This window comes from Candidatus Nitrospira salsa, assembly GCF_965152625.1.
Window position 1 is genome coordinate 891392 of the sequence record NZ_CBCUCO010000004.1, and the last position, 12540, is coordinate 903931.

The 12540-nt window shown below is 46.5% G+C and carries 9 protein-coding genes and 1 tRNA gene; 7 read left to right on the top strand and 3 right to left on the bottom strand.

All coding sequences use genetic code 11. The features are described from left to right. Positions 1-1941: an ATP-binding protein gene (locus ACWQXP_RS18130; RefSeq protein WP_454064262.1), complete on the bottom strand. Its 1941-nt coding sequence runs from the start codon at positions 1939-1941 to the stop codon at positions 1-3. A 985-nt stretch (positions 1942-2926) separates the two neighbouring features. Between ACWQXP_RS18130 and ACWQXP_RS18135 the strand changes: the two genes are divergently transcribed. Both ACWQXP_RS18135 and nhaB read left to right on the top strand, forming a co-directional pair. Beyond that, positions 2927-3502, top strand: a complete 576-nt coding sequence (locus ACWQXP_RS18135) for a Tll0287-like domain-containing protein (RefSeq protein WP_454064263.1) — start codon at positions 2927-2929, stop codon at positions 3500-3502. 242 nt (positions 3503-3744) lie between these two features. Beyond that, positions 3745-5325, top strand: coding sequence for a sodium/proton antiporter NhaB (gene nhaB / locus ACWQXP_RS18140; protein ID WP_454064264.1), 1581 nt, complete (start codon positions 3745-3747; stop codon positions 5323-5325). Positions 5326-6063: 738 nt separating this feature from the next. Here the strand turns inward: nhaB and ACWQXP_RS18145 are convergent. Then, positions 6064-6231, bottom strand: coding sequence for a hypothetical protein (locus ACWQXP_RS18145; RefSeq protein WP_454064265.1), 168 nt, complete (start codon positions 6229-6231; stop codon positions 6064-6066). Between the two features lie 141 nt (positions 6232-6372). Here ACWQXP_RS18145 and ACWQXP_RS18150 point away from each other — a divergent pair, with 141 nt between their 5' ends. The 4 genes from ACWQXP_RS18150 (at position 6373) to holA (ending at position 11881) form a co-directional block, all read left to right on the top strand. Beyond that, complete coding sequence (locus tag ACWQXP_RS18150; RefSeq protein WP_454064266.1) at positions 6373-6609, top strand: hypothetical protein; 237 nt, start codon at positions 6373-6375, stop codon at positions 6607-6609. 352 nt (positions 6610-6961) lie between these two features. Continuing rightward, complete coding sequence (gene leuS / locus ACWQXP_RS18155; RefSeq protein ID WP_454064267.1) at positions 6962-9604, top strand: leucine--tRNA ligase; 2643 nt, start codon at positions 6962-6964, stop codon at positions 9602-9604. 313 nt (positions 9605-9917) lie between these two features. Next, a complete protein-coding gene (gene lptE / locus ACWQXP_RS18160) occupies positions 9918-10757 on the top strand; it encodes an LPS assembly lipoprotein LptE (RefSeq protein ID WP_454064268.1) in 840 nt (279 codons plus the stop codon). Next, positions 10754-11881 carry a DNA polymerase III subunit delta gene (gene holA / locus ACWQXP_RS18165; protein WP_454064269.1) on the top strand — a complete coding sequence of 376 codons (1128 nt, stop codon included), beginning with the start codon at positions 10754-10756 and terminating at the stop codon, positions 11879-11881. Before lptE ends, holA begins: the two co-directional genes overlap by 4 nt. A 10-nt stretch (positions 11882-11891) precedes the next feature. Here the strand turns inward: holA and rpsT are convergent, their stop codons facing one another. After that, positions 11892-12155 carry a 30S ribosomal protein S20 gene (gene rpsT / locus ACWQXP_RS18170; RefSeq protein ID WP_454064270.1) on the bottom strand — a complete coding sequence of 88 codons (264 nt, stop codon included), beginning with the start codon at positions 12153-12155 and terminating at the stop codon, positions 11892-11894. A gap of 154 nt (positions 12156-12309) precedes the next feature. On the opposite strand from rpsT, the gene ACWQXP_RS18175 reads away from it, so the two are divergent. Then, positions 12310-12384, top strand: a tRNA-His gene (locus tag ACWQXP_RS18175). The last annotated feature ends 156 nt before the right edge of the window (positions 12385-12540 follow it).

Genomic DNA, 12540 nt, shown 5'->3' on the forward strand with positions numbered 1-12540 from the left:
TTATGACACCATAGAGGTTTGTGGGTGATGAGATATGGGTAACCATATGGACATGACGGTACCGCACTGAAGTTCGCTTTGTGCGTGTATATTCCCTCCATGTCCTTCAAGGATATTCTTGCAGATGGCAAGTCCTAGTCCGGTTCCTCGAATTTTTCCTGTTGTAAAAAATGGTTCAAAGATATGTGTTAAATCTGCTGGCGTAATGCCCTTCCCATTGTCAGATATTGATAAGCAAATTCCTGGCGCACCTTCATGTTTTTTCTTTTGTTCAGAGACTTTGAGGGTGCCGTTATGAGTCATGGCTTCGATGGCATTCTGAAAGATGTTGAGTAAGACCTGTTTGATTTGATCGCGATCAGCCCACACTCGCTCATTCAGGTCTTGAAGATTCCATTCGACATGAATGTTTTTCTGCCGAAGTGGGTCGTTGAGTATGGCTAGCGTTTCGGTTGCCAGCTCTTTTAATGAAAACGAAGCCCATACGAGGGAACGAGGTCGTGCGTAATCGACAATCTGATTGACAATGCGATCCAGGCGCCTCGTTTCGTTAAGAATCGTTTTTAGGTCTGAAACCTTTTGATCATCATGATCAAATTCTTCGATCAACAGAGACGCTGTTGAGCCGATTCCAACTAACGGGTTTCGAATTTCATGCGCAATGCCGGCTGCCACCTGCCCTAATGTTGCCAGCCGTTCAGAGCGGTTGAGTTTTTCTCGTAACTGCTCTAATGCCGAGATATCGACGTTGAATCCTTGGTACAGGAAGTCATGATTTCCCTGATCTTCAATGGGAACTGCACGACTTAAAATTTTTCGTACTGCTCCGTCGTAGTGGAGGAATCGAAAGATTTGTTCAAATGGTCGATGTAGTTGTGTGGATTCAATGAAGGATTGTAGAACCTGGTCCCGGTCGTCAGGATGGACGGCGTCCCACATGGCTTGAGGCGGTAAATCGATGTCTGGGTCATGGCCGGCAAGAATCCAATTATGTCGATTACAGAAGAAGATTTGATCGCCAGTGGCCGTAAAAATGCCAAATGGCGCGTTGTCGACGATACCTCGATATTTTGATTCCGATAAGGATAACTCGTGATTGAGCGTGCGAAGTTCAGCTTCGGAACGTTTTACGCGTCCCATATGATCACGCAATTGCTGACTCATTTTACTCATGACTCGTGTCAGGTTGCCAATTTCATCTTCTCGGTTGAGAACCGTCACTTCCGGAATCGTTTCTTCAGATCGGTTTTCAACGGTTTTGGCTAAAGCCGATAGTGGACCTGCAATTGATCGTGCAAGAAGTCTCAAGACAAATACCATTGGCAGCAGGGCTAATGAGCCACCACCGATGATGACTCCTAATAGAAAGGAGCGATCTTTGGATGTTCGTGAAAGTGTGCTTTGGAGATCGTTAAACTCTTTTCGATCAAAATTGGCGATCACTTCACGAATGCCCAACATCAATTTCAGTCCCTTTCCTGATTCGACATAATGCACCGCATCAGGGGAATGTTTGTTTTTTACTTGCTGAATGAATTCATCCTTGTCGTTCATCAGATGTCGCACCATTTCTTGTGCGTGCTGAATGTGAGCATGTTGCGTGGTATTGTGTTTGACCATTTGCGCGAGCGATTGTCCGACTAAGAGAACACGGTTTTTAGCGGCAAGGTAGGGTTTTAAAAATTTAGGGTCTTGTGTTAGCACATATCCTCTGAATCCTGTTTCGAGATCGACGATCAGACGAAGAAATTCTGCGGCAGTCGTTTGGACATGATAAATATGGTTCAGTCGATCTTCGTCTTCAGCGAACGTTTGTACGCGAACATAAGTCATTATACTTAGCATGAAGATCGTGGCAATAGGAATCAATGAGACGAGTAACAGCTTCTTTTCAATAGGTAGATTGATGAATGAGCGAAGTATGATTTTGGTGATTTGCACGAGGCTATCGTAGGTTAACCCCCTAGGCGTGTCAAATGTAATATTTACAAAAATTTCAGCAGATATTAGTGATATGACTCGATCGTGAATTGAGATGAATTGTCAAATGTTATGTGGACGTATCTGCATCCTATATGACCACCTGGTTCCTTGAAGTCGACATGTCAGGAGGTACCCTGCGCCAACGTTTATAGGACCATTGGGTATGTATGACAGAAATGGTTCAACGTTCGTCTTTCTAGGGCACCTGTAATTCCATCGCTGCTGCTGCCGTGAATCGCTACAACGAAAAATGAGTGTCCAGGGGGATCGGGCTCGCGACCCACCGTGTCCTAGGACACCTGTAATTCCATCGCTGCTGCTGCCGTGAATCGCAACAACGAAAAATGAGTGTCCAGGGGGATCGGGCTCGCGACCCACCGTGTCCTCGGACACCTGTGATTGCATTGCTGCTGCTGCCGTGAATCGCTACAACGAAAAACGGGTGTCCAGAGGCGATTGGACATGAGCCCCAGCGTGTCCTCGGACACTTGGAATGCCATTGAAGCTGAAGCCAAGAATTTTTGCAGCCAAGAATGCGCGCCCTGGGTTATTGAACTATTGAGCAACCGTGCTGTAGGAGCTTCTTAAAAGTTTGGTGTTTTATTATCAACGTCGAGATGGAGCTAGCCCCTCTCTAATCGTTCAATCTTGTTTGATCAAAAAGATTCTTGCTCCTATGCCAAGGTGTGGTTTGGTCGCATTAGTTTGCATAAATTTTTTCGGGGTCTCTCTACTTCGAGATCGATCGTGATCAGTGAATGCCTCGATATTTCAAGGGAATTCCAGTTTTTCATGGTGAAATTCAATAGTGAAATTGAGCAGGGATTGTAAAATGATTTTCTCCTTTTCAGGTGCGAGTTTAGTGGCGAGCGTGTGATTATTCAGCTAGAATGGCACAAAATCGACTGGCCAAAAAGATATCAATTATAGGTACAAATTGACCATGAATGGTAAGACAACAGCGCTTATTGGGGGGCTGGCACTACTGTGTTTAATTGTCGGCGGGATGGTTGGGTCACGCATGAAGGTGGATAACAACATTTCTGCGCGTACGGTCGCAGACTATCTGCATGCGGTGATTGAAGCTGATCGTACGTTTTACACACAACACATTGTTGAGCGCATGGAAGACATGCTTATTGTGCCTGTCTCTGAAAAGTGGCGAGAAGAACAGGGGCTACCTTTGCCAGTTCAGTTTCTCAGAGAGTCGTCGGAAAGCCTTCGTGCCCTGGATGCACCGTTCCGTTACCGACTTGTGAGTCTCTGGCCACTCAACTCTCAAAATGCTCCGGTATCTCCAGAGGAAAAAGACGCTCTTGAACAGGTTGTGAAAAACGGAGATGTTGTTGAAATGGAAGTCATGCTCGACGGGCAGCGCTATTTTAAGGCCATTTATCCAGATCGGGCAGTGAGTCGTGCTTGTGTGTCATGTCACAATGCACATACGGAGGCTCCCAAGCGAGACTTTAGATTGAATGATGTCGTGGGCGGATTAGTCATCCAAATTCCGCTTGAGTAGATCCCCTTTGGTGAAAAATGTTCATGAGCACAAAGAGATTCGTGACGAAAGCGGATGTTCTCCATATGTTGTGTTTGACGAAATATATTAGGCATCGTGACTTTCTGTAGAGGTTTGTTATACTACGTACTTGTATTCGTCCTAATCTCTCCGCTCAGCAAGAGCACTAACCTTCCTTCCTTGGTCTAATCTGTGTCATCAATTCTTTCTGTGAGCACACCATTTAAATTGAGAAAAGGAATATGAATAATATTTTGCCTCAAGCCTTCGCACAAAATTTTTTAGGCCATGCCCCCAATTGGTATAAGTTTGTCATTATTGGGTTTTTGCTTGCGAATCCGCTTTTGTTGCTGACGTTCGGATCGTTCGTCACAGGCTGGATTTTGATTCTTGAGTTTATTTTTACATTGGCGATGGCGTTGAAGAGCTATCCGCTTCAACCTGGGGGACTACTAGCCATAGAAGCCGTCGCCTTCGGAATGGCTACCCCTGCAACGGTGTATCATGAAGCCTTAAATAATTTCCAAGTGATCCTTCTTCTGATTTTCATGGTGGCCGGTATCTATTTTATGAAGGAGTTATTGTTATTCACATTTACGAAAATCCTTTTAGGAGTACGGTCGAAGACGTTTCTTTCGTTTTTATTTTGTTTCGCGGCGGCCTTTCTGTCAGCGTTTCTCGATGCGTTGACTGTAACGGCCGTGATCATTGCTGTGTCAACAGGGTTCTATAGCATCTACCATAAGGTGGCATCCGGCAAAAAATATGATGATGATCATGATTCAACCACAGACGAAGTGTTCCATGAGGAGCATCGAGAAAACTTAGATCAGTTTCGAGGATTTCTTCGTAACCTTCTGATGCATGGTGCTGTTGGAACAGCTCTCGGCGGCGTGTGCACGTTAGTGGGAGAACCTCAAAATTTATTGATAGGAGACAAAGCCTCATGGCAATTCGCTGAATTTTTTGTGCGAATGTCACCTGTCACGATGCCGGTGTTAGCGGTCGGACTTTTAACCTCGATTTTATTAGAAAAAATTCGATGGTTTGATTATGGGTATCAACTTCCAGACCCCGTACGAGAAATCCTGTGGAGCTTTGATGTAGAGCAAACCAAGAAAAGGAAGAAAGTGGAAACTGCGCGCTTGATTGTGCAAGCCGTGGCCGGGGTATGGCTCATGATTGCGCTGGCCTTTCATTTGGCAGAAGTTGGAATCATCGGCCTTTCCGTGATCGTGTTGATCACGGCGTTCAATGGAATTATTGAAGAACATAATTTGGGTGAAGCCTTTCATGAGGCTCTGCCTTTTACGGCATTGCTAGTAGTCTTTTTTGCCATTGTCGCCGTGATTCAAGAGCAGAACTTATTTGGCGGTATCATCCAATACGGACTAAGCCTTGATGGCGCCCATCAAATCGGGATGTTTTACATTGCCAACGGTTTACTCTCGATGATCAGTGACAATGTGTTTGTGGCGACAGTGTATATAAATGAAGTCTTGCGGGCTTTGATGAGTGGCGCAATCAGTCGGGATCAATTCGATATGCTGGCTGTCGCCATTAATACAGGGACGAACATTCCAAGTGTGGCCACCCCCAATGGCCAAGCGGCGTTTTTATTTTTATTGACGTCTGGAGTCGCTCCGTTAGTTCGACTTTCATATGGGCGAATGGTGTGGATGGCCCTACCGTATACGATTACCATGAGTATTGTTGGATATGTCTGCGTCTACTATTTTTTAGATTCGGTGACCGCTACTTACTACGCGAATGACCTCATCAGTCATCACTCGGCGAACGCCCCGAGTTCGACGGGTCATTAAATATTCTTTTTCAGGAAGTGGGACTCGCAGTTGACCAGTGAATTCTAACCAGCAGGCGTCGTGCTTTGAACAATAGATAAGATTCGTCGTTTTGGTTTCCAGCGTTTCTATGATTCCTTCATGAATCGTAGATCTCATATACACTATTCGGCTGTCAGACCTAGAAGAATGACTCTGAGTTTCACGAGTCATTGTTAGGGCTTCTGATGGACTTGTGTCCAGCCTTTGGCCTCAAGGCATTTGTGTATCCTCGACTCATCAGCTCCTACTGACCGTTGAAGCGATTGGCACTCAGTTTTGTCATGCTCGAGTTCGGCGGGCTCCGACCCAGTCTTGGACCAATACACAGTAGTCAGACTATGTATGCAAGACGAAACGGATAGAAGCAGGCAGAGTGAGAGGCAAAGTCGTGAAGCCAGATAAAACTGCATGGTGAAAAATGTTCGTTATGTTGTGTAGGACAGGATGGGCATGACTAACGGTATCTTACCATTGAGTTGGGAAACTTCAAGACCCTAAGGCATTCTTTCTAAGTCTTGTGTAAATAAAGTCAATGGCCTCGCTCTAAGTTGCTGAGCTGTTACGGTCTGATTGCCCATATGGTTTTCATGATCTGTGATTCCACGCATCGTTTCCCAGAAGAACCTCAGCCAATGGGTAGGATCATCAATATTTTTGAGTGAGCATGAGAGAGTCAACTTCCTAATTATATGAACTCTGTCAATAGCAATCGATCGGTCAAGTGCTAAAGGGCTTGACGGCACTCTTCAGGAGCGTTTCGACTTCATGTGTCAGGGGAAGTGTGGCTTCATTTTCGCGTATTCTCGCGAGTTGCCTGGAGCCAGCATATTCATGAATTTCTTCAAAATGATAAGAAACTTCAGGGAATTTTAACATCGTTCTCACTGCAATTGTCCCCTTACTCTTTTTCTTCTTAAGCTCCATTCCAGAATGACCGAAGGAGAGGCCACGGTACATTGCAATGCTGGGTATTGGCATTGCCTGTCGTGCCATTTTTTCAATGCGGTATTTTATCTGGAGAAGACCATGAATTGTCCACGATGCCAGGGAACGATGGTGACGGATTATTTTCTTGATATGGAAGATAGTGGAGATGTGTGGATGTCTGGCTGGCGCTGTCTCTCATGTGGGGAAGTGGTTGATCCTCTTATCTTAAAACATCGGCAAGCCCAACAGGCTCAGTATGAGCTGGTGGGAGCCATTTCGAAAAATCCTGCCAATAAGACCCACGCTCCGGTTGCCATTCTCTCTAGAAAACCATAGGTTTCCCTCTCCTTTTCTTTTCTACAAAATATGGAACCGCTTGTCTTGCTATGAGAAAGAAGGTTCCTATTCCGCTTGTCGCCCCCAGCTAGGTGTGCTAAATTTCTGTCGATTCTATGAGTATAGCCATTACGAGAAACGTACGATGTGTGTCGTGAGAGATATCGTGCGGTGTCAGCTTGGACCCCAGAGATCGACAGGTAAGAGCTGGTGGGATTTCAAGGTAGGTTGCCTTCCTGGTAGCTCATGATCCTAAAAAGCAGTCGGGTTCAAGCACACCGAATTATCGCTGTTTGTTTCCGCTATACCCTTCCTTGGTCCTGAACACTCCTATTGTTAGGATAGATTTTTTATGACAATTCCCTACGATCCGCACCCGATAGAAGCGAAATGGCAACAATATTGGGTAGAACACCAGACGTTTGCGTCCAGCATTGATATTCAGAAACCCAAGTTTTATGTGCTTGATATGTTTCCATACCCCTCAGGTGCAGGCCTTCATGTTGGCCACCCCAAAGGCTATATTGCGACCGATGTGATCTCACGATACAAGCGAATGCGTGGGTTCAACGTCTTGCATCCGATGGGGTGGGATGCGTTTGGGCTTCCGGCTGAGCAGTACGCGATTGAAACGGGAACTCACCCGCGTGCTACGACCCAGAAGAATATTCAGAATTTCAAGCGGCAATTTCAATCACTGGGGATGGATTATGATTGGTCACGGGAAATTGATACGACTGATCCCACGTATGTCCGCTGGACTCAGTGGATTTTCCGCAAGCTCTATGAAAAAGACTTAGCCTACTTGGCCGAAGTTCCCGTGAATTGGTGCCCAGCATTAGGCACGGTACTGGCCAATGAAGAAGTCCAAGATGGAAAAAGCGAGCGTGGGGGACATCCTGTTGTTCGGGTGCCTTTGCGTCAGTGGATGTTGCGGATCACGGCTTATGCCGATCGGTTGATTGACGATCTTGACGGGCTTGATTGGCCGGAGCCCATTAAGAAAATGCAGCGTGAGTGGGTGGGACGTTCTGAAGGCGCACAAGTATTTTTTGAGGTGTGTGAGCGTGCTGACGACCGCATTGAAGTCTTTACCACTCGCCCCGATACGCTCTTTGGTTCAACCTATCTCGTGCTGGCTCCCGAACATGCTTTAGTCAAGGATGTGACGACGTCTGAACAGCGTGCGGCTGTGGAGGCCTATGTGGATGAGGTCTCGCAGCGGAGTGATCGTTCACGTATGGCGGAGTTTGGAAAGAAGACCGGAGTCTTTACTGGGGGCTACGTGATCCATCCCGTATTGGGAACCAAGCTACCGATTTGGATTGCCGACTATGTCTTGGCCACATATGGAACTGGAGCCATCATGGCGGTCCCTGCCCATGACACGCGGGACCACGAATTTGCCGAGACCTTTTCCCTTCCCATTGTCGAAGTTGTCTCTGGCGGAAAAGGTAACGCTGAAGCCTTTACGGGAGAAGGCCGCAATGTGAATTCTGATTTCCTGAATGGATTGCCGACTGCTCAGGCCAAGGTCAAGATGATTGAATGGTTGGAAGCCAATAAGAAAGGTTCGAAAACGATCAATTATAAATTGCGTGATTGGTTGTTCAGCCGACAACGGTATTGGGGTGAGCCGTTCCCGGTCATTCATCTCGAAGATGGAACCACAAAATTAGTTCCGGAATCTGACCTGCCCGTTCTACTTCCGGAATTGGATGACTTTCGACCAAGCGGGGAATTTGAACCACCACTCGCGCGTGCCCAGGAGTGGAAAGAAGTCATTGATCCTGAAACCAAACAACGCGCGATTCGTGATGCCAATACCATGCCGCAATGGGCGGGTAGCTGTTGGTATTACCTTCGTTTTTGTGATCCCTTGAATCATAACGCGCCGTTATCGCCCGAGGCTGAACGGTATTGGATGCCAGTGGACCTCTATGTCGGCGGGGCGGAACATGCGGTGTTACATCTGCTGTATTCTCGATTCTGGCACAAAGTACTATTTGATTTGGGAATTGTTCATACGAACGAGCCTTTTCAGAAATTACTTAATCCCGGAATGATCTTGGGCTATAGTTACCGATATTATGACAGTAATCTTTCCGACGATTCTTCAGTGATGTCACGCATGTGTTCCTACTCGGAAGTTGTGATTGAAGGGGAAACGGTGATCCATAAAGAAAGCCGAGAAGAAATGAAGGCTCGATGGGTTTCGGCTCACGATGTGAGATGGAACGATCAGAGTCAACCCGTACATCCGACGATTGAAGGCCTTGTACTGGAGGAAGTGACAGAAAAAATGTCGAAAAGTCGGGGCAATGTGGTCAATCCTGATGATGTGATTCAGGAGTATGGAACCGATTCCCTTCGGCTCTATGAAATGTTTATGGGGCCGCTTGATAAAGGTGCACCATGGTCAGCTGAGTCTATTCCCGGGATGTACAGATTTCTTCAACGCGCCTATCGACTGATAAAAGGTGATGGGAATGAATCGAGTTCCCTGGCACCGATGGTTGAAGGTGCCGGAACTCAAGAGCAGGCTCAGTTGACCGCGATCACCATTCACGGGGTCACCCAAGATATTGAAGCGATGGGGTTGAATACCGCCATTTCCAAGCTAATGGTCTTTGCCAGAGATATTTCGAAAAAGGATCCCTTGCCAAGAACGTCAGCCGAATCGTTTGTGCGTCTTCTTGCCCCGTTTGCACCGCATATGGCCGAGGAGTTATGGGAAATGCTTGGCCATTCGCCTAGTGTGGCATGGCAGCCTTGGCCTGACTACGACCCTGGCTTACTTGTGGCAAAGGAAATGACGATTCCGCTTCAGATTAACGGAAAGCTTCGTAGCAAAATCCAAGTGCCGGCAGACTGGACTAAAGATCAAATCGTGAAGCATGCAGAGCAAGATGCAAAACTGCAAGAATCGTTACAAGGAAAAGAGCCGCGAAAAGTCATTTACGTAGAGAAAAAGTTGATAAACTTTGTTGTCTAGAAAACCTATAATCCACATGTTCAACTAGGATTTGTGGCTTGAGTAAGAAAAGCGTAACAAAAGCCAAAGGTCTTTACCTCAACCGTTTTCTAGCTAGAAAACCTATAATCCACATGTTCAACTAGGATTTGTGGCTTGAGTAAGGAAAGCGTAACAAAAGCCAAAGGTCTTTACCGCAACCGTTTTCTAGCTAGGAAACCTGTAATACACATACTCAATGGTCAGCTGATCTAAACAAAATAGATATATCGCGAACGAATGGACCACAGGACGACCGTTTTCTAGTTAGGAAACCTATAAAAGAGATGTGGGAATGACTGTTCCACGCACAAAAAAAGAAGAGATGTCCAAATGCGTGCTGGATTGGGATCTACCGTTTCCTAGCCTACCTTGGAATCATATGAAATATATATATCGTTTTGTACTCGCTGCTTTTTTGACAATATCTCTCTGTACGACAGGATGCGGGTATCGATTTAGCGTTGAAGGTCGAGGTCCGACGCTGGGGACTGCCTCTGTCCCAGAATATGAAGGTCCTCCAGTTGTGATGGTCATTGAGCCACTTGCGAATCGAACGTTTGAGTCAAATTTAGAGTATAAGTATACCGAATATCTGAAGGATGAGTTTGTGGTGACCGGCGGAGCGAATGTGGTTGAAAATATCCGAGATGCCGACTATGTCATGAAAGGCGCCATTGAGTCGGTGACCTTACCGTCGCTGACGTTTACTCAAAATCAAACCCAAGAAAGCCGAGTGACGGTGAATGTGCGAGTTCAGATTGCCGAACGGCGAACTGGAAAGATTTTATGGCAACAATCCTCCTCGAGTTCGGCTGAATTTTTCGTCGGTAGTTCATCATCAACTTCAGGAGGTGGCGGAGGGGGAATTCAATTTAACCGGGTGCTGCAAGATCGGGCGTTAGAGCAAGCTGGTCAATTTGTGGTCGAAGATCTGGCTGATCGATTTCTGTTTGCAAGAGAGCAGGGGGTGTTCACGCCTGAACCCCCTAAGCTGCCATCTCCCTCTCCTAAAACACCTTCACTGGATAGAGGCCAGATACCAATAGATGCTCAACCTTCGTTATCTCCGACTGAGAAGACTCCTGAAATTTTTGATGATAGGGAGCAGGATACTGAAGGAAGTCAACCATGAAACCTCATGAATTACAATCGGCCATTCAACGGGACGGATTAGCTTCCTTATATTTAGTGGTGGGGGAAGAGGCCTATTTACGGAATAAGGTTGTCATGACCATAAGAACTGCCGCGAAATCCCCATCTGACGATTCAGGAGAGGAGGTATCAGGAGAAAACTCAGCCGATAATGCTGATCAATTTTTCAACTATGATGTCCTCTATGGTGATGAAACTGATGCTCTTGAAGTCCTGACCATTGTTCAGGAAATGTCGTTTTTTGTGGCGAGGCGTTTGGTCATTATGACTTGGGCTGAAAAGTTGCCGACACGTGAAGGTGAAGCCTTAATTCCCTATTTTCAGAATCCAACAGATACTACGACGCTTGTTATCGTGGCCGCGAAGTTAGATGGGCGGTTAAAGTGGGTACAACAATTAAAAAAACAGGCCATCATTGTGGATTGCGCACCACTCTATGAAAATCAACGAATTGGATGGGTGACCCAGCAAGCGTCTCAAGCGGGAGTGACGTTGGATGGCAATGCGTTACAGATGCTGAAAGAGTTATCCGCTGACGGGTTGTATGTCACTCATACGGAAATTGAAAAACTTTCAGCGTATCTCCCCGCGGGTGCAGTGGGCACGATTCAGGATGTTGAAGCCATTCGAGGCATGGAACCTGGAGCTTCAGTCTTTGACCTTTCGGAGGCAATGGGGGAAGGAGAACGGGGAAAGTCCCTACAGATTGTCGCGAAAAATCTTGAAATTGGAGAAGCTCCGTTACGGATCTTAGGGGCTTTGATCTGGCAAGTCCGCCGGATATGGAAAGCGAAGGATCTCTTGAAACAAGGTATCGGCCAGTCGCAGGTTGCCCGACAAGTTGGGATTCCGCCATTTCGCGCTTCCGGCTTTATTCGGCAAGTCCAGCAATGGACTGAACCAAAACTCTGTCTTGCATGGGAACAGTTTTGTCAGGCTGATTCAGCACTGAAGGGGAGTGCGTCAGCCTCGCCCAAGCGAGTACTTGACGCTTTGGTTATTTCATTATGTGGGGTAGGAAAGAACGCAGGCAGCACTCGAACATCCAAGACATCGAGACCTGGAAGTGCTTCTCGAACTGTGCGAAGCACCCAGAGCAAATAGTTTGGGTGGTTTAAACGTTGTTGACTTGGTTAGTCAAGCGAGAAACAAGGCGAGAGGCTGTATTGCGATGAAGTACACCTTTGGTTACCGCTTTGTGAAGTTCGGATGTGGCGTTGCGAAGTGTTGACTGACTGAGCGTTGTATCTTTTTGGTCAATCGCCGTTCTGACCTTTTTCACGGCGGTCTTCATGCTACTAATGATCGAGCGATTACGTTGACTTCGTTTAATCGATTGACGGGCTCGCTTGATTGCTGATTGATGCCTTAATGCCATAGATCCCCCAGGGTAATAGTAAACATTATCTCAATTCTTACCACAGGCGTTTTGGATGGGTCAACTGAGGGGGAATACTTCTTGCGAGCTTCCAGGCCTTTTGATAAGATAGCGTTCCTCTTCCTAATTAATTAGACTATCTCAACCGTGCGTGGTGGGTGTAGCTCAAGGGTAGAGCGCTGGATTGTGGTTCCGGAGGCTGCGGGTTCGAAGCCCGTCACTCACCCCAAATTTCGTTTTATAATCGCTCAATCAGAATAAACAATCAGAGTTGTGAGGTGGAGGAGCCTCTCTGACATGAAGATTTAGCATCACGTGTACGGTCTCATGTAGCCGTTTCAAATGCCTTCCAATCGATAGGCGTTCACTATTGTTTGTCATAGAT